The 23148-nt window shown below is 68.5% G+C and carries 27 protein-coding genes and 1 pseudogene; 13 read left to right on the top strand and 15 right to left on the bottom strand.

Going from position 1 to position 23148, the window contains the following annotated elements; genetic code table 11:
* Positions 1–37 precede the first annotated feature (37 nt).
* Positions 38–1036, top strand: coding sequence for a porphobilinogen synthase (hemB, locus tag J7I98_RS11520; RefSeq protein WP_214920539.1), 999 nt, complete (start codon positions 38–40; stop codon positions 1034–1036).
* A gap of 87 nt (positions 1037–1123) precedes the next feature.
* A complete protein-coding gene (locus tag J7I98_RS11515) occupies positions 1124–1705 on the top strand; it encodes a peptidase inhibitor family I36 protein (RefSeq protein ID WP_214920538.1) in 582 nt (193 codons plus the stop codon).
* 32 nt (positions 1706–1737) lie between these two features.
* On the opposite strand, the gene J7I98_RS11510 is transcribed toward J7I98_RS11515, so the two are convergent.
* From J7I98_RS11510 to J7I98_RS11500, 3 genes are all read right to left on the bottom strand, one after another.
* A complete protein-coding gene (locus J7I98_RS11510; RefSeq protein WP_214920537.1) occupies positions 1738–2493 on the bottom strand; it encodes a BTAD domain-containing putative transcriptional regulator in 756 nt (251 codons plus the stop codon).
* An 82-nt stretch (positions 2494–2575) separates the two neighbouring features.
* Positions 2576–2752, bottom strand: a complete 177-nt coding sequence (locus tag J7I98_RS11505; protein WP_214920536.1) for a DUF397 domain-containing protein — start codon at positions 2750–2752, stop codon at positions 2576–2578.
* The gene (locus J7I98_RS11500; protein ID WP_214920535.1) at positions 2749–3573 is read right to left on the bottom strand and encodes a helix-turn-helix transcriptional regulator; all 825 of its coding nucleotides are present in this window, start codon (positions 3571–3573) and stop codon (positions 2749–2751) included. The genes J7I98_RS11505 and J7I98_RS11500 overlap by 4 nt, the downstream gene beginning before the upstream one ends.
* A gap of 113 nt (positions 3574–3686) precedes the next feature.
* On the opposite strand from J7I98_RS11500, the gene J7I98_RS11495 reads away from it, so the two are divergent.
* Positions 3687–4088, top strand: coding sequence for an ATP-binding protein (locus J7I98_RS11495; RefSeq protein ID WP_214920534.1), 402 nt, complete (start codon positions 3687–3689; stop codon positions 4086–4088).
* Here the strand turns inward: J7I98_RS11495 and J7I98_RS42555 are convergent.
* Both J7I98_RS42555 and J7I98_RS42550 read right to left on the bottom strand, forming a co-directional pair.
* A complete protein-coding gene (locus J7I98_RS42555; RefSeq protein ID WP_308377726.1) occupies positions 4075–4587 on the bottom strand; it encodes a hypothetical protein in 513 nt (170 codons plus the stop codon). The genes J7I98_RS11495 and J7I98_RS42555 overlap by 14 nt on opposite strands.
* A 112-nt stretch (positions 4588–4699) precedes the next feature.
* Positions 4700–4900: pseudogene (locus J7I98_RS42550) on the bottom strand (NAD(P)-binding domain-containing protein); the annotation flags it as partial.
* A 244-nt stretch (positions 4901–5144) separates the two neighbouring features.
* Between J7I98_RS42550 and J7I98_RS11485 the strand changes: the two are divergent.
* A complete protein-coding gene (locus tag J7I98_RS11485) occupies positions 5145–5414 on the top strand; it encodes a DUF1876 domain-containing protein (protein WP_214920533.1) in 270 nt (89 codons plus the stop codon).
* A gap of 90 nt (positions 5415–5504) precedes the next feature.
* Here the strand turns inward: J7I98_RS11485 and argS are convergent, their stop codons facing one another.
* Positions 5505–7265 carry an arginine--tRNA ligase gene (argS, locus tag J7I98_RS11480; RefSeq protein WP_214920532.1) on the bottom strand — a complete coding sequence of 587 codons (1761 nt, stop codon included), beginning with the start codon at positions 7263–7265 and terminating at the stop codon, positions 5505–5507.
* Positions 7266–7424: 159 nt separating this feature from the next.
* On the opposite strand from argS, the gene lysS reads away from it, so the two are divergent.
* A complete protein-coding gene (gene lysS / locus J7I98_RS11475) occupies positions 7425–9164 on the top strand; it encodes a lysine--tRNA ligase (protein WP_214920531.1) in 1740 nt (579 codons plus the stop codon).
* A gap of 299 nt (positions 9165–9463) precedes the next feature.
* Here the strand turns inward: lysS and J7I98_RS11470 are convergent, their stop codons facing one another.
* The 3 genes from J7I98_RS11470 to J7I98_RS11460 all read right to left on the bottom strand — a co-directional run bounded on the left by J7I98_RS11470 (position 9464) and on the right by J7I98_RS11460 (position 12451).
* Positions 9464–10699, bottom strand: coding sequence for a DUF2637 domain-containing protein (locus J7I98_RS11470; protein ID WP_214920530.1), 1236 nt, complete (start codon positions 10697–10699; stop codon positions 9464–9466).
* A gap of 159 nt (positions 10700–10858) precedes the next feature.
* On the bottom strand, positions 10859–11563 hold the full coding sequence (locus J7I98_RS11465; RefSeq protein WP_214920563.1) for a DUF3558 family protein: 705 nt from the start codon (positions 11561–11563) through the stop codon (positions 10859–10861).
* Between the two features lie 27 nt (positions 11564–11590).
* A complete protein-coding gene (locus J7I98_RS11460) occupies positions 11591–12451 on the bottom strand; it encodes a DUF3558 domain-containing protein (protein ID WP_214920529.1) in 861 nt (286 codons plus the stop codon).
* Between the two features lie 161 nt (positions 12452–12612).
* On the opposite strand from J7I98_RS11460, the gene J7I98_RS11455 reads away from it, so the two are divergent.
* Positions 12613–13806, top strand: coding sequence for an RtcB family protein (locus J7I98_RS11455; protein ID WP_214920528.1), 1194 nt, complete (start codon positions 12613–12615; stop codon positions 13804–13806).
* A 145-nt stretch (positions 13807–13951) separates the two neighbouring features.
* On the opposite strand, the gene J7I98_RS11450 is transcribed toward J7I98_RS11455, so the two are convergent.
* Positions 13952–14278, bottom strand: a complete 327-nt coding sequence (locus J7I98_RS11450; RefSeq protein WP_214920527.1) for a hypothetical protein — start codon at positions 14276–14278, stop codon at positions 13952–13954.
* Positions 14279–14524: 246 nt separating this feature from the next.
* On the opposite strand from J7I98_RS11450, the gene J7I98_RS11445 reads away from it, so the two are divergent.
* Positions 14525–14806 (top strand): hypothetical protein, encoded by a 282-nt coding sequence (locus J7I98_RS11445; RefSeq protein ID WP_214920526.1) that lies wholly within the window; start codon positions 14525–14527, stop codon positions 14804–14806.
* A gap of 143 nt (positions 14807–14949) precedes the next feature.
* Here the strand turns inward: J7I98_RS11445 and J7I98_RS11440 are convergent, their stop codons facing one another.
* A complete protein-coding gene (locus J7I98_RS11440; RefSeq protein WP_214920525.1) occupies positions 14950–15708 on the bottom strand; it encodes an SDR family NAD(P)-dependent oxidoreductase in 759 nt (252 codons plus the stop codon).
* 18 nt (positions 15709–15726) lie between these two features.
* Positions 15727–16080 (bottom strand): YnfA family protein, encoded by a 354-nt coding sequence (locus J7I98_RS11435; RefSeq protein WP_214920524.1) that lies wholly within the window; start codon positions 16078–16080, stop codon positions 15727–15729.
* A gap of 107 nt (positions 16081–16187) precedes the next feature.
* On the opposite strand from J7I98_RS11435, the gene J7I98_RS11430 reads away from it, so the two are divergent.
* Positions 16188–16769 (top strand): TetR/AcrR family transcriptional regulator, encoded by a 582-nt coding sequence (locus tag J7I98_RS11430; RefSeq protein WP_214920523.1) that lies wholly within the window; start codon positions 16188–16190, stop codon positions 16767–16769.
* Between the two features lie 35 nt (positions 16770–16804).
* On the opposite strand, the gene J7I98_RS11425 is transcribed toward J7I98_RS11430, so the two are convergent.
* Entirely contained in the window at positions 16805–17548 is a 744-nt protein-coding gene (locus J7I98_RS11425) for a Mut7-C ubiquitin/RNAse domain-containing protein (protein WP_214920522.1), read from the bottom strand.
* A gap of 131 nt (positions 17549–17679) precedes the next feature.
* Here J7I98_RS11425 and J7I98_RS11420 point away from each other — a divergent pair, with 131 nt between their 5' ends.
* Complete coding sequence (locus J7I98_RS11420) at positions 17680–17907, top strand: cold-shock protein (RefSeq protein ID WP_214920521.1); 228 nt, start codon at positions 17680–17682, stop codon at positions 17905–17907.
* Between the two features lie 53 nt (positions 17908–17960).
* Here J7I98_RS11420 and J7I98_RS11415 read toward each other — a convergent pair whose 3' ends face one another.
* Entirely contained in the window at positions 17961–18467 is a 507-nt protein-coding gene (locus tag J7I98_RS11415; protein ID WP_214920520.1) for a GNAT family N-acetyltransferase, read from the bottom strand.
* A 97-nt stretch (positions 18468–18564) separates the two neighbouring features.
* Here J7I98_RS11415 and J7I98_RS11410 point away from each other — a divergent pair, with 97 nt between their 5' ends.
* On the top strand, positions 18565–19017 hold the full coding sequence (locus J7I98_RS11410) for a BlaI/MecI/CopY family transcriptional regulator (protein WP_214920519.1): 453 nt from the start codon (positions 18565–18567) through the stop codon (positions 19015–19017).
* On the opposite strand, the gene J7I98_RS11405 is transcribed toward J7I98_RS11410, so the two are convergent.
* Complete coding sequence (locus tag J7I98_RS11405; protein WP_214920518.1) at positions 18962–19618, bottom strand: hypothetical protein; 657 nt, start codon at positions 19616–19618, stop codon at positions 18962–18964. The two genes, J7I98_RS11410 and J7I98_RS11405, sit on opposite strands and share 56 nt — an antisense overlap.
* 116 nt (positions 19619–19734) lie before the next feature.
* Between J7I98_RS11405 and hemL the strand changes: the two genes are divergently transcribed.
* The 3 genes from hemL (at position 19735) to J7I98_RS11390 (ending at position 23100) form a co-directional block, all read left to right on the top strand.
* A complete protein-coding gene (hemL, locus tag J7I98_RS11400) occupies positions 19735–21057 on the top strand; it encodes a glutamate-1-semialdehyde 2,1-aminomutase (RefSeq protein ID WP_214920517.1) in 1323 nt (440 codons plus the stop codon).
* Positions 21054–21728 carry a histidine phosphatase family protein gene (locus tag J7I98_RS11395; protein ID WP_214920516.1) on the top strand — a complete coding sequence of 225 codons (675 nt, stop codon included), beginning with the start codon at positions 21054–21056 and terminating at the stop codon, positions 21726–21728. The genes hemL and J7I98_RS11395 overlap by 4 nt, the downstream gene beginning before the upstream one ends.
* A 121-nt stretch (positions 21729–21849) precedes the next feature.
* Entirely contained in the window at positions 21850–23100 is a 1251-nt protein-coding gene (locus J7I98_RS11390) for a hypothetical protein (RefSeq protein ID WP_214920515.1), read from the top strand.
* Positions 23101–23148 lie beyond the last annotated feature (48 nt).

The raw sequence follows: 23148 nt of genomic DNA, 5'->3' as shown, positions 1-23148 counted from the left end.
GTAAAAGGGGTCGCTCCGGCGGCGTAGCGTGTTTGGCATGACTGTGTACGGATCCTTTCCCGGGGCTCGGCCCCGTCGGTTGCGCACCACCCCCGCCATGCGGCGCATGGTCGCCGAGACCCGCCTGCATCCGGCCGATCTGATCCTGCCCGCGTTCGTACGTGAGGGGATCAGCGCGCCCGTGGCCATCTCGGCCATGCCGGGCGTCTACCAGCACACCCTCGACACCCTGCGCAAGGCGGCCGTCGAAGCCGTCGAGGCCGGTGTCTCCGGGATCATGCTCTTCGGTGTGCCCGAGGACGCGAAGAAGGACGCCGCGGGGACTGCGGGGACCGATCCCGAGGGCATCCTGCAGGTCGCGCTGCGCGAGGTGCGGGCCGAGGTGGGCGACGACCTGGTCGTCATGTCCGACCTCTGCCTCGACGAGTTCACCGATCACGGTCACTGCGGTGTCCTGGACGCCGACGGGCGAGTCGACAACGACGCCACCCTGGAGCGGTACGCCGAGATGGCGCAGGTCCAGGCCGACGCGGGCGCGCATGTCGTGGGACCGAGCGGCATGATGGACGGCCAAGTCGGTGTCATCCGCGATGCGTTGGACACCATCGGCAAGGAGGATGTGGCGATCCTGGCCTATACGGCCAAGTACTCGTCCGCCTTCTACGGGCCCTTCCGCGAGGCCGTCGGTTCCTCGCTCCAGGGTGACCGCAAGACCTACCAGCAGGACCCGGCGAATCTCCGCGAGTCCATGCGCGAGCTCGCGCTCGACCTCGACGAGGGCGCCGACATGGTGATGGTCAAGCCCGCCGGGCCCTACCTGGATGTTCTCGCCAAGGTCGCCGAGGCCGTGGACGTGCCGGTTGCGGCGTACCAGATCAGTGGCGAGTACTCGATGATCGAGGCGGCCGCCGAGCGCGGCTGGATCGACCGCGAGAAGGCGATCATGGAGAGCCTCACCGGGATCAAGCGCGCCGGCGCGAACATGATCCTGACCTACTGGGCGACCGAAGTCGCGCGGAGCCTCGGGCGCGCGTAGACAACGCGAGTACAACGGGCCCACAACAGGCGGCTGCGAGCGTTTCCCGCGTCCTGCACTTCGTAGAGACGTGGGAGGGAAGCTTCTGTGTCACAGCAACGAACTTCCGAGCACCGGGGGACCGCTCGCATCCTCACCGCACTGGTCGGCATTTTCGTCGTCCTCGTCGCGGGTCTGATCAGCGCCAACCCGGCGGCAGCAGTGGCCGGGCCGGACTTCGCGGCCCAGGCGAGGACCGCCGGGCTGAGCGCCGGGCAGACGGAGGGGCTGCAGGCCAGGGTCGATGCGTTCAAGGAGCGTACGGGCGGAGTCCAGACCGCACCCAACAAGATCCTGCTGGGGTCGGGCGCCGAGCTCACGGTCGTCGTGCCGGGTGAGACGTACGCCCGCGATCTGGACGCGCCCGTGGGTACGCGCGCGCCCTGCGCGTACCTCCGCTTCTGTGCCTACAGCGGCGAGAACTTCACGGGCAGCCAGATCAATATGTACACCTGCCGCAGTTACTCCATCCCGTGGACCGGCAACGGCTCCTGGGACAACAACCAGTCGTCCGGTACGCGCGCCAGGATGTACAACGGCTCCGGCAGCCTGATCTACACCACGCCGGGCGCGCGCAGTTACGACAGGTCCGGGAACTGGACCCCCGTCCACTCCGTGCGCAACTGCTAGAAGGGTTCTTTCCCCAGCAGGCCGCCACCTCTTCAGGTGGCGGCCTGTTCGGTTTCGCCGATCAGGATGGAGTGCTGGAGGCGCAGGAGTTCGGGGCACGGCCGCAGCCCCAGTTCCTCGTCCAGCAGCCGGCGGCCGTCGTGGAACACGTCCAGTGCCTCGGCCCGGCGGCCCGACCGGCACAGTGCCAGCATGAGCTGGGCGCGGAACCGTTCCTGGAACGGGTTCTCGGCGACCAGCGGACGCAGCCTCGCCACGGCGCTGTTGTCCTGACCGGTCGCGAGGTCGGCGTGTGCCAGCTGCTCACAGGCCGCCAGGCGCAGCTCGTGGAGGCGGGTGGCCTCCGTATGGACCAGGGGATTGTCGACGTCGCCGTAGGCGGCCGGGCCGTACCAGAGGGAGAGTGCGTCCTGCAGCGCCGCGCCCGCGCGTACGGGGTCGCCTTGCGCGAGCAGGTGCCGTGCGTGTGCGTACGTCGTCTCGAAGCGCTGGGCGTCGATCTCGTCCGGGGCTGCGGTCAGGGCGTAGCCGGACGGTGCGGTGGTCAGCCGTTCCTCGCCCAGCGCCTTGCGCAGCTTGTGGACGTGCCAGCGGAGCATGTCGGCGGCGGACGGCGGCGGCTCGGGCGCCCACAGTGCGTCGATCAGCGTGTCCCTCGGCAGCACGGTGTTTGCACGGCTCAGGAGTACCGCGAGCAGTGCGACTTGCTTGCCGCCGCAGAGCGCTGTGCGATGCGGCCCGTCGTGGACGGTGACAGGACCGAGCACACGGAATCGCACGGGTCGCATGGGTCCCCCTGTGATGCGGCGGGTGGGAGCGTGCCGTGGCGATTCTGCTGGAGCGGGGGAGCGCTGTCGCGGGCCTTTTGCGTCAGGTCAGGGCTTTAGTGAAGTTGGCCCAGGTGGTGGGGGCGAGGGTGAGGGTGGGGCCGTCGGGGATCTTGGAGTCCCGGACGTGGACGGCGGTGGGGTGCGTTGCGACTTCGACGCAGGCGCCGCCTTGCTCGCTGCTGTAGCTGGACTTGAACCACTCAAGTGCGGTGCTCATTGCTCTCCTAGCAGCCGGTCCAACAGGCCCTTCGTTTCCTCGGGGTTGAGAGCCTGTGTCCGCAGCATCGCATACTTGCGTGCCAGGATGCTTACCTCATCTGGGTCAGAGATGAGCTGGCTGCCGCGTTGGGTTTCGGCGTACGCGAGATGCTGATGGTCGGGCGATTCCAGCAAGATGAATGGGCCGGAGAGCCCGGCGTGCGTCTCTCGGCCAAGCGGCATGATCTGGAGTGCGATACCTGTCAGTTGGGCGCAGGCACGTAGATGCCGCAGGGTTTCTTCGTACACCTCGTCACCACCGAGGCGGTCTCGCACGATTGCCTCAGAGATCACGAAACTGCCCGTTGGTGGCACCTCGCGGTGCAGGATTCCCTGGCGTTCAAGGCGGGCGGCGACGCGCCGCTGGATTTCCACCTCGCTAAGTGCTGGGACATCGGTGCGGAAGACCGCTCGGGCGTAACTCTCCGTCTGGAGCAGGCCCGGCAGCACCTGGTTCTCGAACCACGAGAGTGCGATCGCCTCGCGCTCCAAGTCCATGTACTGCTCCGCCCATGCCGGAATCAGATCGATCTCCGGCATGTTGTCCACCGCAGTCTCCAGCGCCTCCTTCGTATCCAGAACCTCGTCCAGCAGCCTGGCCAGATCCGGTTTGAGAGGCCGCCTGCCCTGCTCGACCGAGGCGATCGTCTCCTCGTGGAGGCGGACCCGCTCGGCCAGTTCGCGCTGGGTGAGCCCGGATGCCTCCCGGAACCGGGCCACCAGCGCGCCCACAAGCTTCATGGCCGACGCGTTCTTCCGCTGCCGCTTCCTGGGGTGCATGACTCTCCAACTCCCCATCCCTGTCCGTACGTCACGCCTAAAGAACCCGTACGGAATTCTTGTACGGGTGCGCGAACTACATCACGGTAGTCACAAGGAGTGACGCTCGTACCGTGAACGAGACGAAACAACTCCCCTTGCTGCGCGAGAAGTTCTTCCGGCGAGACCGGCGATCCGTCCCTGCCGCCAGGGCATTCGCACTATGGGCTCTCGAAGACTGGGGCCTCGGTGTCCGCTCGGACGACGTATTGCTGTGCGTGAGCGAGCTCGCCACCAATGCGCTGCTGCATGGGGTTCCGGTGGGGCGAGGTTTCCGGGTGTGTCTGCGGTACGGCGACGGTGTGTTGCGTATCGACGTACATGACAGCGGGGACGGATGGCCCCGGCTGCGGGAGCCGGACGGGGAGTCGGGGCGGGGGCTGTTGCTCGTCGAGGTGCTGGCCGACAAGTGGGGGGTCGGGGAGCGCGACCCCGGCAAGATCGCCTGGTGCGAGTTCGGGATCAGCCCTGCTTGAGCAGCTCCACGAGGCGCGAGAGGCCGTCGGCGGCGTAGCCCTCGGCGATGGAACGGTCCAGCAGGCGCTGGACGGGCTCGAAGAGCTCGCCGCTGATGCCCTGGTCGCGGAAGGTGTTCAGGAGGTTGGGGAACGCGGCCTGGTTGATGGCGAGGCTTGAGACGTCGGTGAGGTGTTCGCCGGATTCGAGGGCCTGCGCCATGCCTGGGACGACGCCGCCGAGCATGGCGCCGACCCAGGGGAGGAGCAGTTCGGCGAACTCGGGTGCCGGGATGTTCTCCGTACGGGCGAGGGCGAAGGCCTGGACGGCGCCCGCGATCATGCCGTACATGCCGGTGAGCAGCGCCAGGTCGTACAGGGCGGCCAGGCCGGGGTCGGTGCCGACGTACTTGGTGTCGGCCAGGGCGGCGAGTGTTGCCTCGTGGGTTTCGAAGGTGTGCTGCGGGCCGCTGTAGAGGATGTACGCGCCCGGGCCCGCGATCATCTGCGGTACGGCCATGATCCCGCCGTCGAGGTACTCCGTGCCGTGCTTCTCGGCCCAGGCGGAGATTTTCGCGGGCCTGGGCGGGGGTGCCGTTCGTGAGGTTCACGAGGGTCTTGCCGGAGAGGTCGATGCCGGTGAGGACGTCGGTGACGTTGTCGTTCGTGGTCAGGCAGGTGATGACCAGGGGGCTCGCCGCCACCGCTTGGGCCGCCGTGTCTGCGGGGAGGGCGCCCTGGGCGACCAGGGGGCCGCTCTTCGCGGTGGAACGGTTCCAGACGGTGGTGGGGTGGCCCGCCTTGAGGAAGGCGGCGGCGAGCGCGGAGCCCATGAGGCCGAGGCCCAGGACAGAGACCGGGGCGGGGGAGGAGGTGGGCGCGGGCATGGGTGTGCTCCCTGTGACTGGGTACCAGAATTGGTGTGCCGAGTGGCTCGCTTCCGATCCTTGCCCGGCGCGGAGAAAGCGACAAGTACCTACAAATTTGTGGGGTACACACCTTTTGGTAAGCGACCGGCTGGGAGTGGTGATCAGAGCTCCGGCGGCGCACGCTGGAAGACGTACTGGAGGTGGCGTCATGCACACACTCGTCGGATGGCACGTTGAAATGGAGTTCCAGGAGGAGGGTGACAAGACCAGAGCAGCCGCACTGGTGAGGCTCACCGACGGCACGGAATTCCGCGCCCACGGCAACGCCCAGCGTCACCCCTCCGACCCACCGCAGCTACGGGTCGGTGAAGAGATCGCGGGCGCACGCGCGCTCATGGATCTCGCCTCGCAGATGCTCCGCAAGGCCCACACGGAGATAGACGAAGTCAGGGGCAAGCCGTCGAAGCCGTTGATCTGAGCCGCTGATCCGAGGCCCGACGCGGAAGGCCCCCGCCGGTGTGTACCGGCGGGGGCCTTCCGCGTGTGTGGTGCTTGCTGGTGCGTGCGATCAGAGGCGCTCGGGGGTCCGGATGCCGAGGAGTGCCATGCCCTTGTTGAGCGTGCGCGCCGTCAGGTCGCACAGGAAGAGGCGGTTCTCGACCTGCTCCGGAGTCTCGGCCTTGAGGACCGGGCACTCCGAGTAGAACGTCGTGTAGTGCGACGCCAGCTGGTAGAGGTACGCCGCCAGCTTGTGCGGCTCGTACGACGACGCGACCTCGGCCAGCGTCTCCCCGAACTGGTCGAGGTGCAGGCCGAGTGCGCGCTCTGCCGGGGCCAGTTCGAGATCCGGGTGGGCTGCGGGCTTCCGGTCGCCCGCCTTGCGGAGGATCGACTGGATACGGGCGTACGCGTACTGGAGGTAGACGCTCGTGTCACCGTTCAGGGACACCATCTGGTCCAGGTCGAACTTGTAGTCGCGGGACGCCGACGTGGACAGGTCCGCGTACTTGATCGCGCCGATGCCCACCTGCGTGGCGCGCTCGGCGATCTCCTCCTCCGTGAGGTCCTGCGCCTTCTCGCGTACGACGGCCGTCGCCCGCTCGATCGCCTCGTCGAGGAGGTCCACCAGGCGCACCGTCTCGCCCTCACGGGTCTTGAACGGCTTGCCGTCCTTGCCGAGGACCGTGCCGAAGGCGAGCTGCACCGCCTGGGTGGTCTCGCCGTACAGCCAGCCCGCCCGGCGGGCCGTCTCGAAGACCATCCGGAAGTGCAGGGACTGGCGGGCGTCCACGACGTACAGCAGCGTGGTCGCACCGAGGTTCTTGACGCGGTCGCGGACGGCGGAGAGGTCGGTGGCGGCGTAGCCGTAGCCGCCGTTCGACTTCTTCACGATCAGCGGGGTCGGGTTGCCGTCCGGGCCCTTGATGTCGTCGAAGAAGACACACAGCGCGCCCTCGGAGCGGACGGCGACGCCGGACTCCTCCAGGAGGTCGCAGGTCTCGTCGAGCATGTGGTTGTAGCCGGACTCGCCGACGACGTCCTCGTCGTGGATCTCCATGTCGAGCTTGTCGAAGACCGAGTAGAAGTAGATCTTCGACTCGTCGACGAAGCGGTGCCAGAGCTCCAGCGTCTTCTCGTCGCCCGACTGGAGGGCCACGACGCGGTCGCGCGAGCGGGCCTTGAACTCCTCGTCGGAGTCGAAGAGGACACGCGCGGCCTTGTAGAGCCGGTTGAGGTTCGACATGGCCTCCTCGCCGGAGATCTCGCCGCCCTTGTGGTCCAGCTCGTGCGGGTGCTCCATCAGGTACTGGATGAGCATGCCGAACTGGGTGCCCCAGTCGCCGATGTGGTGGCGGCGTACGACCTTCTCGCCCATGAACTCCAGGATCTCGACCACGGCCGCGCCGATCACGGCGGAGCGGAGGTGGCCGACGTGCATCTCCTTGGCGACGTTCGGCTGGGCGTAGTCGATGACGGTCGTGCCGGGCTTCTCGGCCGGCGACACGCCGAGACGGTCGTCGGCTGCGCGGGCCGCGAGGGTCTCGATGATGGCCCGGTCGGTGATCGTGATGTTGAGGAAGCCGGGGCCGGAGACCTCGATGTCCTTGATCACGTCACCGGCGGGGAGCGCGGCGACGACCTGGCCGGCCAGCTCGCGCGGGTTCGCCTTGGCCTTCTTGGCGAGGGCAAGGATTCCGTTGGCCTGGAAGTCGGCCCGGTCGCTTCGGCGCAGCAGCGGGTCGGCGGCGCCGGCCTCCGGCAGGGCTGCCGAGAGGGCGTCCGCGACGCGCTGGTTGACGGTCGAAGCGAGGGAATGGACCGAGGCCATGAGCTGCCGTTCCTGTTGAGAGGAAAGTTGATTGGTGGAGTGAGTATTTCATGGGGGGTGGGGGCCAGTCGTCTCGTATAAAGGCAACCTCGGACGTGCTCGTTTCGTCTGGGAGAATGGCTGTTGCCAGCTTTCGGGAATGAAGCAAGAAAGAAGGACGTGCCGACCGTGGCTCAGAGCAGCACCGAGACCGACTGGGTCTCCCGTTTCGCGGACGAGGTCATCGCCGAGTCGGAGCGACGTGCGCCTGGGAAACCGGTCGTCGTCGCGTCCGGTCTTTCCCCGTCGGGCCCCATTCACCTGGGCAATCTCCGCGAGGTCATGACCCCGCACCTCGTCGCGGACGAGGTCAGGCGGCGTGGGTACGAGGTCAGGCACCTGATTTCGTGGGACGACTACGACCGGTACCGGAAGGTTCCGGCGGGTGTCCCGGGGATCGACGAGTCGTGGGCCGAGCACATCGGCAAGCCGCTGACGTCGGTGCCCGCACCGGCCGGGTCGGCGTACCCGAACTGGGCCGAGCACTTCAAGGCGGCCATGACGGCGGCGCTCGACGAGCTGGGTGTCGAGTACGACGGGATCAGCCAGACCGAGCAGTACACGAGCGGGGTCTACCGCGAGCAGATCCTGCACGCGATGAAGCACCGCGGTGACATCGACGCCGTGCTCGACCGGTACCGGACGAAGGTCAAGCCCGGCGCCGGCAAGAAGCAGGGGCAGAAGCCGGTCGACGAGGCCGAGCTGGAAGCCGCTGAGGGGTCCGGTGCGGCGGACGAGGACGACGGCAGTGGGGGCGGCGCGGGGTACTTCCCGTACAAGCCGTACTGCACTGCCTGCGGCAAGGACCTCACTACGGTGACCGCGTACGACGACGAGAGCACTGCTCTGTCGTATGTGTGTGTCTGTGGGCATTCCGAGACCGTGCTGCTGAGTGAGTTCAACGGCGGCAAGCTGGTCTGGAAGGTCGACTGGCCGATGCGCTGGGCGTACGAGGGCGTGATCTTCGAGCCGAGCGGTGTCGACCACTCGTCGCCGGGGTCGTCGTTCGTGGTGGGCGGCCAGATCGTGCGCGAGGTCTTCGGCGGGGTACAGCCGATCGGGCCGATGTATGCGTTCGTGGGGATCAGCGGGATGGCGAAGATGTCGTCCTCGAAGGGCGGCGTGCCTACGCCTGCCGATGCGCTGAAGATCATGGAGGCGCCGCTGCTGCGCTGGCTGTACGCGCGGCGCCGGCCCAACCAGTCCTTCAAGATCGCCTTCGACCAGGAGATCCAGCGGCTGTACGACGAGTGGGACTCGCTGGAGAAGAAGGTCGCCGAGGGCACGGTGCTGCCGGCGGACGCTGCGGCGTACTCGCGTGCGGTCAGGACCGCCGCCGGTGAGCTGCCGCGCACGCCGCGGCCGCTGCCGTACCGGACGCTGGCCTCGGTGGCGGACATCACCGCCGGGCACGCGGACCAGGCGCTGCGCATCCTGAGCGAGCTGGACCCGGCGAACCCGGTCTCGTCGCTGGACGAGGTGCGGCCGCGGCTCGACCGTGCGGAGAACTGGATCACTACGCAGGTTCCGGCGGAGCAGCGCACGGTTGTGCGCAGCGAGCCGGACGTCGCGACGCTGGGCTCGCTGGACGAGGCGGGGCGGGAGTCGCTGCGGCTGCTGGTCGAAGGGCTCGACTCGCACTGGTCGCTGGACGGGCTTACGACGCTGGTCTACGGCGTGCCGAAGGTGATGGCGGGACTGGCGCCGGACGCGAAGCCGACGCCGGAGCTGAAGGTTGCGCAGCGGTCGTTCTTTGCGCTGCTGTATCAGCTGCTGGTCGGGCGCGACACCGGGCCGCGGCTGCCTACGCTGCTGCTTGCGGTGGGGGCGGAGCGGGTGCGGAAGCTTTTGGGGGCGTAGGGGGTCTTGGCGCCGGCGCTGTGCCGGTGCCTGTGACCCTGCGGAGGGCCGTTGCCTGGCGTTGCGCCGGGGGGCGGCCCTTTTCGCGTGGCGGGTGCGGGTGCGTTGTGTGGTGCGGGTTGCCTGCGGCGCAGTTCCCCTCCCCGCCCCTTCCCGAAACTGGGGCTCCGCCCCAGACCCCGGTCCTCAAACTCCCCCAAGGACTACGTCCAGGGGGGACCTCCACGGCTGAAAGAATTCAGCCCGTCCGGCGTCTGGGGACACGCCCGTAGGGCGTCCGGGGCGTCCAAGCAACGCGCTCAGGCGATGTGTTCCGCGTCCAGTTCCTGCTGGTAGCGGATCTGGAAGCGGTTCGTGTACTCGGCCAGTTCGCCGGAGGTCGGGGCCTCCGCGTACAGGTCCTGGAGGTACGAGCCGAGCTGGCGTGCCGTTGGGAATGTGCCGTTCTCGCTGAGGTACTTGCGGAACGCGCCGTAGTACGTCTCCTCGGGCGAGGGCTCGTCGACGTACTCCGCCGGGTCGTGCTCGTGGCGCGGGCCCGGGATGCCGCCCAGCGGACGCGTCCGGCCGGGGCCCGCAGGGACCATCACCGGTGCGGGCTCGGGCTCCGCGTACGGCGGGTCGTACGGCTCCTGCTGCACCTGCGGCGCCGCGAACCAGGGGCTCTCGTGCGAGCCGGGGCCCTCCTGCGGCGGCTCTTCCTGGAGCTCCTGCTCGTGTTGTTCGACGGCCTCCGGCGGTGCTTCCAGCTCAGGTTGCGGCTGGGGCTGGGGCTGGGGCGTCAGTACCGGTGGGTCCTGTGCCGGCGGTTGCGTCTCCAGCTGCGGAGCGGGTGGAAGCAGTGCCGGTTCTATGCCCGCCGCCGCCAGCCCCGCCGGGCCCGTTTCCGCGAGCGGTACGCCGAAGCGCGCGAGCCGCAGCGGCATCAGCGACTCGATGGGTGCCTTGCGGCGCCAGCCCCGGCCGAACTGGGCCTGGAGCCGTGCCTGATAGATCAGGCGGTCCTGCTCGAGCTTGATGACCTGCTCGTACGAACGGAGCTCCCACAGCTTCATGCGCCGCCACAGCTTGAACGTCGGCACCGGCGACAGGAGCCAGCGCGTCAGGCGTACGCCCTCCATGTGCTTGTCGGCCGTGATGTCGGCGATCCGCCCGACCGCGTGCCGCGCCGCCTCGACCGAGACCACGAAGAGGATCGGGATGACGGCGTGCATGCCGACGCCCAGTGGGTCCGGCCACGACGCCGCGCCGTTGAAGGCGATCGTTGCGGCGGTCAGCAGCCACGCCGTCTGACGCAGCAGCGGGAACGGGATCCGCATCCAGGTCAGCAGCAGGTCCAGGGCCAGCAGGACGCAGATGCCCGCGTCGATGCCGATGGGGAAGACGAGCGAGAAGTCGCCGAAGCCCTTCTCCTCCGCGAGTTCGCGGACCGCGGCGTACGAGCCCGCGAAACCGATGGCGGCGATGATCACCGCTCCGGTGACGACAACACCGATCAATATGCGGTGCGTGCGTGTCAACTGCATCGCGGCCACCCGCGATCCCCTCCCGTACGTGGAACCTGGCGGGGGTCAGCCTGGCACATGTGTGCGGGCCGCGTTGCGCGGGTACGGGCGGAGCCCGGCCTTCAAGGGGAAGACCGGGCTCCGGTACTGGCCGGGAATCAGCCGGTACGTACTACTTCCTGCCGCGCCCTACTTATTGGCGGCGGCGACCGAGGCCACGACCTCCTTGGCCGCCTTCTGAGCGTCCTTCAGCAGGTCGGCGGCGTCGGGGGACTTGGCGCTCTGGTAGCCGGCGCCGTTGTAGACGAGGGTGGCGACCACGTTCTCGGTACGAGTCACAATCGTGGCGTACTTGAAGTCCGCGTCCGTCTTCCGCAGGTCGTACGTGACCGCCGTCGCCTCGTCGCCTATGCCTGCGGCGGGCGCGTTCTTGACCTTCTTCGCGCCGTCGGTCCCGGTCGTGGCCTCGACCTGCCTCGCGTAGTACTCACCGGCGAGCTTGTCGCCGGAGCCGCGGGCCTGGTCGGAGTCGTACCGCATGAAGGAGACGGACAGCCAGCGGTACTGGGATCCCTTCACGCCCTTGTTGTCCAGGCCGTTCCAGGAACAGCCGCCGCGCGTGGAGATGTCGTTCGACTTGTCGGCCGTGCCGGACTTGTCCTTCGCCTCCGGCACGAGCGAGTCGACCGTCTTCTTCTTGATCGACTTGCACGGCTGGGGCAGCTTGGAGAAAGCGGCGGGCTTGACGGTCGGCGATGCCGAGGCCGAGGCACTGGCGGACGGGGACGCGTCCTTCTTGCCGTCGGAGTCCGAGGAGCAGCCGGCGGCGACGAGCATCACCGGGACGGCTGCGCAGGCCAGAACGCGAGAGAGTCGCGGGGCTGATCGGTGCATGGTTCCTTCGCTCATGGGGACTGTTCGCTATTCGCTATCGCTGAACTGCTCGGCGAGGTTGCGGGCCACGGCCTGCGTCTTCTCCTGCAGTTCCTTGCTGTCGGGGACATCGGTGGTGAGCGCGGGCTGCGCGCTGTACTGGACGGTCACGATCACATTCGAGGTACGGAAGACCACGCTGACGGTACGGCTCTGCGCGGTCGAACCGGAACGGACCAGGACATCATTCAGGAAGGCGGAGTCGCCGAGGCCGGCGAGGGTGCGGGGTTCGAGGCCCTCGGGGGTGGCGGGAGGGCTGCTCGGGGACCCTGATTCGCCCTCTTGGGTCTTCGCGTCGTCTTTCGCGTCGCCCTTCGCGTCGTCCTTTTTGGCGGGCTCGGACGCCGAGGTCGAGGGGGATGTGCTGGTGCCGGGCGATGAGCCTTCCTCGCCCTCCTCGCTCACTGTGGGGGAGGGAAGGTCGGCCGCCGTCTCCTGCCTCGCGTACACCTCCTTGGCGCGGTCGTCGTCGCTGACCGCGCTGTCGTACGACACGACCCGCTCGAAGTCGACCAGGAGGTGGTGCGTGGCGTCCAGGGAGTCCGCCTTCCAGCGGCACGCGACCCGCCGGTCCGTGTCGTACGTCACGGCGGCCGTACCGGCGTACACCTTCTCGCGCTGTTCCTCGGGCAGCGTCGCGGCGCCGGGGAGCAGGTCGCGCAGCGTGCCCCGGTCGACGGCGCCGCAGGGCTCGCGGAGCGTGCGGTACTTGCCGGGGGCTGCGGCGGCCGTGCTGGTTTCGCCCGCCTTGGCGTCGGCGGTGGAGCCGTCGGTACCGGAGCCGCCGGTGCAGCCGGCGGCGAGCGCCGCGAGGAGCGCGACGCCGGGTACGTACACCTTTCGCTGCACGGTTCCAGGCTCCCTTCGATAGGAAATCGGTTGCCGCTCGATGGCGGCCGGTGGACACAATGTGTATCGCACGCACTGGCCAGAACGCCGGTCCGCTGTCTCTTTCGCGGTGCTTGGTGCCAGATTTGCGGTTCATCAGATTTCGGGGGAATTGAGTAGTTATGTCGTATGTAGAGGTGCCTGGCGCGAAGGTTCCGATCCGGATGTGGGCGGACCCGGCGACGGTCGAGAGCGGCGCGATGGACCAGCTCCGGAACGTAGCCACCCTGCCCTGGATCAAGGGCCTCGCGGTCATGCCGGACGTCCACTACGGCAAGGGCGCGACGGTCGGCTCCGTGATCGCCATGCACGGGGCGGTCTGCCCGGCGGCGGTCGGCGTCGACATCGGCTGCGGAATGTCGGCGGTGAAGACGTCGCTGACGGCGAACGACCTGCCCAGTGATCTTTCGCGGCTGCGGTCGAAGATCGAGCAGGCGATTCCGGTGGGGCGGGGGATGCACGACGATCCGGTCGATCCGGGACGGCTGCACGGCTTCCCGACGGCGGGATGGGACGACTTCTGGGCGCGGTTCGACGGGATCGCGGATGCGGTCAAGTTCCGTCAGGAGCGGGCCGTGAAGCAGATGGGGACGCTCGGATCAGGAAACCACTTCGTCGAGTTCTGTCTCGACGAGTCGGGTTCCGTCTGGCTGATGCTGCACTCCGGCTCCAGGAACATCGGCAAGGAGCTCGCCGACTTCCACATCGGCGAGGCCCAGAAGCTGCCGCACAACCAGGGTCTGATCGACCGTGACCTGGCGGTCTTCATAGCCGACACCCCGCAGATGGCGGCGTACCGGAGCGACCTCTTCTGGGCGCAGGAGTACGCGAAGTACAACCGCTCGATCATGATGGGGCTCTTCCAGGACGTCGTCCGGCGGGAGTTCAGGAAGGCCAAGGTGACCTTCGATTCCGTCATCTCCTGCCACCACAACTACGTGGCGGAGGAGCGGTACGACGGCATGGACCTGCTGGTGACGCGCAAGGGCGCGATCCGGGCGGGCTCCGGCGACTTCGGGATCATTCCGGGGTCCATGGGCACGGGTTCGTACATCGTGAAGGGCCTGGGGAACGAGAAGTCGTTCAACTCGGCCTCGCACGGGGCGGGCCGGAAGATGAGCCGTGGTGCGGCGAAGCGGCGCTTCTCGACGCGGGATCTGGAGGAGCAGACGCGGGGCGTGGAGTGCCGTAAGGACTCGGGCGTCGTGGACGAGATCCCGGGGGCGTACAAGTCGATCGAGAGGGTCATCGACCAGCAGCGGGACCTGGTGGAGGTCGTCGCCAAGCTGAAGCAGGTCATTTGCGTGAAGGGCTGAGGGCCAAGGGCTGAGGCTCTGCTCTTCTTGTGCTGCTCTTCGTGTGATCGTGGCACGCAATCGGCCACCCATCCACGCGCCCGAGACGGGTGGATGGGTGGCCGATACCTTTGCGGGCAGGAACTGCCGCGGGTCGGACCAGCTCTTAGCTGATCAGTCCGCCGGTCTTGGCCTGCGTGACCTTGCCGGTGTTGCAGGCCGCGTACTGGTTGCCGATGGTGGCGTGGATGACGCCGCCCATCCAGGGAGCCGCGCAGTTCAGGTCGGCGTACACGAGGGGCGCGCCGTTCTGGTTGATCAGGGCGGCCTGCTCGTCGACCTCGACGTCTCCGAACTCGCGGCTGAAGTCCTTCGTCTTTCCCTTGCCGTTGCCGTTGCCGTTGCTGCCCCCGTATCCGTCGGCTGCGACGGCAGGGCTGACGGCGCCGAGGATGGCGCCTGCGGCGGCGATGCCAATGAGGAGCTTGCGCATGTGGTGTTCTCTTTCGGTCAGGAGTCGGCCTTGTCGGAAAGAAACCAGGCGGGCCGAAGGGTCGCCAGCCACAACGCGGTGCGCCACCAAACCGTTACTGTCTGTCACTCGGACGGCCCTGTCCTGCGCTTTTCGTCTAGAGCCATCCGGGGGAGATCGCGCCACCGGGCCTGGACAGGCTCGTTGTTGGGGGCAGAGCCGGCTCGAAACCCCGAGGCCTGGCGCTCAATCCAAGGAGAACTCTTCATGCGCAAGCTCCTTATCACCCTCGCCGCCGTCGGCGCCGTGGTCGGCGCCGGTGCCGGCCCGGCCATGGCGGCCGAAGACTTCGGCCGTGAGTTCGGAGACGTCGAGGTGGGGAAGCAGTACGCCCTGATCAACCAGAACGGCGCGCCCCTCGTGTACGCCGACCTCAACTGCGCCGCCCCGTGGATGGGTGGCGTCATCCACGCCACCATCGGCAACAACTACGCCGCCTGCAACACCGGTAGCGTGAAGCAGCTCAAGACCGGCGGTCTGGTCAGCTGAAACGCGTCGCCTTGATGTGCTCAGCCGTTAGCGGGTACGTCCATGCGGCTGGCGATCACTGAGTCAGATCCGGGAATACATGAAAGTGCGGCGGTGATCTTCCACCGCCGCACTTTCGGCTGTCCGCGTTCAGGCGGTGGGTGTCAGGACAGTTCTCGGTGGACCTTTGTGTTGGAGGCCTGGGCGCGGGGGCGGACCACCAGGAGGTCGACGTTGACGTGCGGCGGGCGGGTGACGGCCCAGGTGATGGTCTCCGCCACGTCGTCGGCGGTGAGCGGCTCGGCCACGCCCGCGTAGACCTTCGCGGCCTTCTCGGTGTCGCCGCGGAAGCGCGTCGTCGCGAATTCCTCGGTCTTGACCATGCCGGGGGCGATCTCGATCACGCGGACCGGGGTGCCGACGATCTCCAGGCGGAGGGTCTCGGCGAGGACGTGGGCGCCGTGCTTGGCGGCCACGTAGCCGCCGCCGTTCTCGTACGTGGAGAGGCCCGCCGTGGAGGAGAGGACGACGACCGTGCCGTCGCCGCTCGCGGTGAGGGCGGGGAGCAGGGCCTGGGTGAGGTTGAGAGTGCCGATGACGTTCGTCTCGTACATCTGGCGCCAGTCGGCGGGGTCGCTGGTGGCCACGGGGTCCGCGCCGAGTGCGCCGCCCGCGTTGTTGACCAGGACCGCGAGGGTGCGGAACGCGGTGGCGAATTCGTCGACCGCCGCGCGGTCGGTGACGTCCAGGGCGTACGCCGTCGCCTGATGGCCGGCCGCGGTGAGCTCCGCCTCCAGAGCCTCGATACGGTCCTTGCGGCGGGCGGTGAGGACGACGCGGTAGCCGGCGGCGGCCAGTTGGCGGGCCGTGGCCGCGCCGATGCCGCTGCTCGCTCCGGTGATGACGGCGATAGGCGTAGACATGGGGCCAGGCTAGCTGGCTCAGCGGGCGCGTGGTGCGTACATGATCAGTGCCATCCCGGCCAGGCAGACCAGGGCTCCGGCGACGTCCCAGCGGTCGGGGCGGTACCCGTCGGCGACCATGCCCCAGGCGATGGAGCCCGCCACGAAGACTCCGCCGTACGCGGCGAGGATGCGGCCGAATTCGCCCTCGGGCTGGAGCGTGGCCACGAATCCGTACGCGCCGAGGGCGGCGACTCCGGCGCCGATCCAGATCCAGCCGCGGCCGTCGTTTCGTGCGTCACCGCCGCGTACGCCTTGCCAGACGAGCCAGGCGCCGCCGATTTCCAGGAGGGCGGCGAGGAGGAAGAGGGCGGCAGAGCGTGCGATGGGCATGCGTTCAGCGTGTCATGGGGTGGTGGGGCGACTTCTGAGCGTTTCTTCCGGCGTTTACTTCTTTCGGGGGGTGGCGCGTCAACGGTCGTTGGCCTACATTTGTTGGCATGACCGATGCTCCGAGCCCGCCCCGCCGCTCCGACGCCACCAAGGCGGCGATCCTCGACGCCGCCCGAGAGCGGTTCGCCGCCGACGGGTACGAGCGCGCCACCATCCGCGCCATCGCGCGCGACGCGGAGATCGACCCTTCGATGGTGATGCGTTACTACGGCAACAAGGAGGGGCTGTTCGCCGCGGCGTCCGAATTCGACCTGCGGATGCCGGACTTGGCGGAGCTGGGCGCGCTGCCGGGCAAGCACATCGGTGCCGCTCTTGTCAGCCACTTCCTCGACCGCTGGGAAGCGGACGAGGTGCTGACCGCACTGCTGCGTGTCGGGGTCACCAATGCCGCGGGGGCCGAGCGCATGCAGGCGATATTCCGCGAGCAGATCGGGCCCGTCGCGGCCGGTGTGTGTCCCGATCCCGCCGAGGCACCGACGCGCGCCGCCCTGGTCGCCTCGCAGATTCTGGGCATGGCGATGGCGCGGTATGTGCTGCGGCTGCCGCCCGCCGTGGAGATGTCGCGGGAAGAGGTGATCGCCTGGCTGGCGCCGACGGTGCAGCGCTATCTGACGGCGGAGCGGCCATAGGGCACGTCCGGCGGATCATGCCTGGGCCGCGGGACTCAGCGTGCCTGTGAGGTCGCGTTGCCGAAGGCGCTCACCGCGTCTTCGACGATCTTCTCCAGGTGTGCGTGATGTGCGCCCCGCCAGTACACCCGGTCGCAGGCCGTGCACTGGGCGAAGACGTCGTACGAGCGCTGGGTGCCGCCTTCGAGGAAGGCGCTGACGGCTTCCTTGGTGGCGTCCTTGAGGTCGCCGTTGCAGGCGGTGCAGCGGGTCCAGGGGGCCAGTGGGGGTGTGAACCGGCCCAGTACGTCGGCGAGTTGGTCGTCGGGCCGGTCGCTGTAGATGTACGCGCCGGCCCAGAGCTCGCGGCGCCGCAGCAGCCCCCGGTCCCGTGACAGGAGTACGCGCCGGTCGCGTGCGGAGTAAGCGGCCAGGGCGGCGTCGCCGACGTCCTCGCTGAAGTACGCCGCGTCGACGCCCAGCAGCCGCAACCGCCGGGCGAGCGTGCCGAGGTGTACGTCGAGGAGGAAGCGCAGCGGGGCGCCCGGCACCTTCTGCGGTCGCTCCTTCGGGCGTACGTCCACGCTCTCGCCGGCCGCCGGGATGTGCGAGAACGGGACCTCGCGCCCGTCGACCACCAGCTGCCCCACCTCGGTGAGCGGGATGCCGAGGGACTCGACGGCGTGGCCGAGCGTCGAGGCCCCGTCGGTGGTCAGCGGCGTACGCCCGCCGCGCCGCTCCGCTGCGACGAAGAGGTGCAGTTCGGGGGCGATGCTGAGGTGGATCTCCGGTCCGTTCACGCCGCCAGCATGCCACTGCGGCAGGTGCCCCAGCCAGGGCTTTCCGGCGGAGCGGCGGACAAAGGCGGTTGCGTGCCGCCGGTCCGGAAAGGCGCTTGTGCCGACGAGTGGATCTCCGCTCTGATGGCGCCATGGCTACTGGAATCGTGAAGTTCTACAAGGAGGAGAAGGGCTGGGGAGCGATCTCCTCCCCGTCCCTTCCCGACGGCCTCGACGCCTGGGTCCACTTCAGCGCGATAGAGGCCGACGGCTTCCGGGAGCTGAGCGAGGGCGACCGGGTCGAATTCGACTACGAGGAGGCGGAGCAGGACAGCTTCCGCTACGTCGCCACGCGGGTGCGCAGGCTCGGGGCCCGCTGACCGGCTGACCTGCTGACTGGCTGACCGGCCGCCCGGAGTTGCGCGGCTACGCGTTACGCGGTCAGGTCGAGTCGCCAGTCGTTGCACCGCATGATGTTGCCCGGCGGGAACTCGAAGTCGCAGGGTCCGGCCAGTTCGAAGCCCGCCTTCCTGCACAGCGCGTTCGACGCGGGATTGCCGACCGACGGGAACGCGTGCAGGAACCGGTGCCTGCCCTCCGCCCTCGCCAGCTCGATCGCCGCGGCGGTCGCGGCCGCGGCGATGCCCCGGCCCTGGAACTCGGGCAGCACGCTCCAGCCGGTCTCGTACACCGTCTCGCCGTTCCAGGTCTGGTCCCAGAAGCCGATCGTTCCCGCCGACTCGCCGCCGGGCAGCAGCACGATGCGGAACATCCGGCCGTTCTGCGTGCCGTCGCGGTTGACGTATCGCCTGTGCCGCGCGAGGACTTGCTCTTCCGTCTCGGAACCGCCGATGTGCTCCATCATCTCCGGCGCGTTGGCCCGCCGGAGCAGTTCGAGATCGCCGTCCGACCAGGGCTCGATGCGTACGTTCGGGTTCATGGGCGCAATGTAGGCCCCGGGCCCGGCCGCCGGTACGATGCCCCGTCGCCTGAGGGACATGGGCGGCAGTACGGGCAGTACGGGAAGGGGCCGGCGGATGAGCGCGGACAAGGACACCCCGGGCCGTGAGCCCTGTGAGCCCAGGGAGCCCCGCGCGCGCCGCCGGGCTCAGGGTGAGCTGGAGGCGCAGGTGCTGTCGGTCCTGGGCACGGCGCGAGAACCGGCCACTGCCGCCTGGGTGCAGGCACGCCTCGACGGGGACCTCGCATACACGACGGTCATCACGATCCTGACCCGCCTCTACGAGAAAGGCGCCGTCACCCGCAGCAGCGCCGGGCGCCCCATCCTGTGGCAGCCGGTGGCGGACAGCGCCGGGCTCACCGCGCTGCGGATGCGACGGCTCCTGGACCAGCGGGACGACCGCGACGCGGTGCTGTCCAGCTTCGTGTCGGCGCTGTCGTCGCAGGACGAGGCGCTGCTCAGGTCGCTGCTGCTCAGGGCCACACCAGGCAGTACGGCTGATGCCCCGCCTCGTGCAGCCGGTGGCTGAAGTCCTGCCACTCGTGGAGCAGCTGGTAGACGTTGTACGCGTCCCGCGGCCCTCCGCGGTCCGGGACCGTCGACCAGATGAAGGCCGCGGCGCCCACCGACTCCTCGCCGATGCCGCGCAGCGGATCGACGACCGTCATGGGGAGTTTCACAACGGCGTAGTCGGGGTGGAGTACGACCAGCTCCAGCGGCGGGACCTTGTGAAGAGGTATGCCTTCGATGCCGGTGAGGACCATCGCCGCCACCGTCTCCGGCTTGATCTTGGTGAACATGCCGCCCATGCCGAGCTCGTCACCGCCCAGCTCCTCCGGACGCATCGAGATGGGCACCTGGGCAGCGGTGGCTCCGTTCGGGGCGCCGAAGTATTTGTAGGTCACCCCCACTCGGCCACTCCTGTTTCCCGTGTCCGATTTCGCCACGTTCGCCACGCGTTCACTCTCGCGCTCGCGCTCGCTTTCGCGTTCCCGCTCACGCCGGTGCCGGCCGCGCTGGGCCCGCTCGGGACCCAGGTCGCGCTGAGTCCGCTCGGAACCCAGGTCGTGCTGGGCCCGCTCGGGACCCAGGTCGTCGGTCCCCTCGCCCAGTCCGCCACCGCGATGCATATCCCCACCCGACCACTCGCGGCACTGGCCGCGCAACCCGATCATCGTGTCAGTGACCTCCCCCACGTCGGCGCGGTGAAACACCAGTCCGCAAGACCGCCCGAGGCTCTGACACCATGGCTTGTGTGAGCTATCCGTACGAATACGACGCCCCAGTTTCGCAGACGCTTTTCGACCGCGCGTCCCTCGTGACCCCTGGGGGTGTGAACTCTCCAGTACGCGCCTTCCGAGCCGTGGGCGGTACGCCCCGGTTCATGGTGTCCGGTGCCGGTCCGTACCTCACCGATGCCGACGGCCGTGAGTACGTCGACCTCGTGTGTTCCTGGGGGCCGATGATTCTCGGCCATTCCCACCCTGAGGTCATCGCCGCCGTCCAGGAGGCCGTCGCGCGCGGCACGTCCTTCGGTACGCCCGGCGAGGGCGAGGTCGCGCTCGCCGAGGAGATCGTCGCCAGGATCGAGCCCGTCGAGCAGGTGCGGCTCGTGTCGAGCGGTACCGAAGCGACGATGTCGGCCATCCGGCTCGCCCGCGGCTTCACCGGCCGGGCGAAGATCGTGAAGTTCGCCGGCTGCTACCACGGGCACGTGGACGCGCTGCTCGCCGCCGCCGGCTCCGGACTCGCGACCTTCGCGCTGCCCGACACGCCCGGCGTGACCGGTGCGCAGGCCGGCGACACGATCGTGCTGCCGTACAACGACATCGAAGCCGTACGCGCCGCCTTCGCCGCGCACCCCGGCGAGATCGCCTGCGTCATCACCGAGGCGTCGCCCGGCAACATGGGCGTCGTCCCGCCGGCGGACGGTTTCAACGCCGGGCTCAAGGAGGTGTGCGCGGCCAATGGCGCGCTGTACATCTCCGACGAGGTCATGACCGGCTTCCGTACCAGCAGGGCCGGCTGGTACGGCATCGACGGCGTCGCGCCCGACCTGATGACCTTCGGCAAGGTCATGGGCGGCGGATTCCCGGCCGCCGCGTTCGGCGGGCGGGCCGACGTCATGGCGCACCTCGCGCCCGTGGGCCCCGTCTACCAGGCCGGCACGCTCTCCGGTAACCCCGTCGCCACGGCCGCCGGTCTCGCGCAGCTGCGTCTCCTCGACGAGGCGGCGTACGCGAAGGTCGATGCCGTCTCGGCGGAGATCCAGGGGCTCGTCACCGGGGCGCTCACCAAGGAAGGCGTCGCGCACCGGCTCCAGACGGCAAGCAACATGTTCTCCGTCTTCTTCACGGACGACGCCGTGCGGAACTACGACGACGCCAGGAAGCAGGAAGCTTTCCGCTTCACCGCCTTCTTCCACTCGATGCTGGCGAGCGGTGTCTACCTGCCGCCCTCCGCCTTCGAGTCATGGTTCGTCTCGACCGCCCACGACGAGCAGGCACTCGCGCGCATCGCCGACGCGCTGCCCGCCGCCGCCCGTGCCGCAGCGGAGGCCACCGCATGAGCGAGATGACCGTCGTCCACCTCATGCGCCACGGCGAGGTGGAGAATCCGGACGGCGTTCTGTACGGGCGCAGGGCCGGGTATCACCTCTCCGAGCTCGGCCGGCAGATGGCCGACAGGGTCGCCGCGCACCTCGAAGGGCGCGACATCACGCATGTCGTCTCGTCCCCGCTGGAGCGCGCCCAGGAGACCGCGGCGCCGATCGCCAAGGTGCACGGGCTCGACATCGTCACCGACGACCGGCTCATCGAGGCGGCCAATGTCTTCGAGGGGAAGACCTTCGGGGTCGGCGACGGCGCGCTGCGCCGGCCCGCCAACTGGAAGCACCTGGTGAACCCGTTCCAGCCGTCGTGGGGCGAGCCGTACATCGAGCAGGTCGTACGGATGATGGGCGCCCTCACCGCGGCGCGCGACGCGGCGCGCGGGCACGAGGCCGTGGCCGTCAGCCATCAGCTGCCGATCTGGATCGTACGGAGCTTCGCGGAGCGCCGTCGGCTGTGGCACGACCCGCGCAAGCGGCAGTGCACGCTCGCCTCGCTCACCAGCTTCACCTTCAAGGGCGACAAGATCGTGTCGGTCGGCTATTCGGAGCCCGCTCGTGATCTTGTCCCTGCACATTTGCTCGCCGGTGCGAAGCCCGTGAAGGGTAAAGCCAAGGCATTCGGCGCGTAATTTTCGGCGCACTCCGGGAAAATATGCCGGCTCACCGGAACCTGCGTCTTCGTCACGCCATCTAACCCGTTGTCCATTCGATGTGGGCAACGGGGTGTGACGAAATGCGGATGGGGACGGTATGCGCGACATCGGCCGAAGGGGCCTGCTGGGACTGGGACTTGGAGCGGCTGCCGCCGTCGGAATTGCGGGCTGCGGCTCGCCGGGGGCGTCGGACCCCGGGCGTCCGGGTTCCGGCAAGGGCGGCGGTGACGACAACGGCACCCCGCGCCCCAGCAAGACCGGTGACGACATACGACTCATAGGCGACGGCTCCACGGCCGACACCGGCAAGCAGCCGAACCAGCCGGACAAGCCCGTACCGCTGGAGCCCGGTGAGACCCCGCCGCAGTTCGTGATCTTCTCCTGGGACGGGGCGGGCGAGGTCGGCAACGGGCTCTTCCCGCGCTTCCTCAAGCTCGCGAAGGACCACGACGCGGCGATGACCTTCTTCCTCTCCGGGATATATCTGCTCCCCGAGTCGAAGAAGAAGCTCTACAAGCCGCCGAACAACCAGGTCGGCGCCTCCGACATCGGCTATCTCACCGACGGCCACATCAAGGACACGCTCAAGTACGTCCGCCAGGCGTGGCTCGAAGGCCACGAGATAGGCACCCACTTCAACGGGCACTTCTGTGCCGGTTCCGGCACCGTCGGCAACTGGACGCCCGCCCAGTGGGAGAGCGAAGTCGCCCAGGCCAAGTCCTTCGTCACCGAGTGGAAGACGAACAGCGGCTGGACCGACCTCGACCCGCTGCCCTTCGACTACGAGAAGGAACTCGTGGGCGGCCGTACGCCCTGCCTCCTCGGCCAGGACAAGCTGCTCCCGACGGCCAAGAAGCTCGGCTGGCGCTACGACGCGAGCTCGCCCGGCGGCCGTCAGATGTGGCCGGTGAAGCGCAATGGGCTGTGGGATCTGCCACTTCAGGCGGTGCCGTTCCCGGGGCATTCCTTCGAAGTGCTCTCCATGGACTACAACATCCTTGCCAACCAGTCGAAGAATTCGACCAACGGCATGCCGTCGCGTTACCCGGGCTGGAAGAAGCAGGCCACCGATGCCTATCTCTCCGGTTTCAAGCGGGCGTACGAAAGCAATCGCGCGCCCTTCTACATAGGCAATCACTTCGAGCAGTGGAACGGCGGCATCTACATGGACGCCGTCGAGGACGCGCTCAAGGGCATGGCGGGCAAGAAGGACGTACGCCTGGTCTCCTTCCGGCAGTTCTGCGACTGGCTCGACGTGCAGGACCCGAAGGTGCTCGACAAGCTCCGTTCGCTGGAAGTCGGGCAGTCTCCGGGCGGCGGCTGGAAGACGTTCCTTAAGAGCTCTTGACAAGGGGCTTTACGGGCACCAAGGGGGGTGCGGAAGATCCCTGGAACG

The sequence above is a fragment of the Streptomyces sp. ISL-98 genome (assembly GCF_018614055.1).
In the GTDB taxonomy this organism is placed as follows: Bacteria; Actinomycetota; Actinomycetes; order Streptomycetales; family Streptomycetaceae; genus Streptomyces; species Streptomyces spiramyceticus.
Note: the sequence above shows the minus strand (reverse complement) of the source record. Positions and strands in the feature narration are given on the sequence as shown.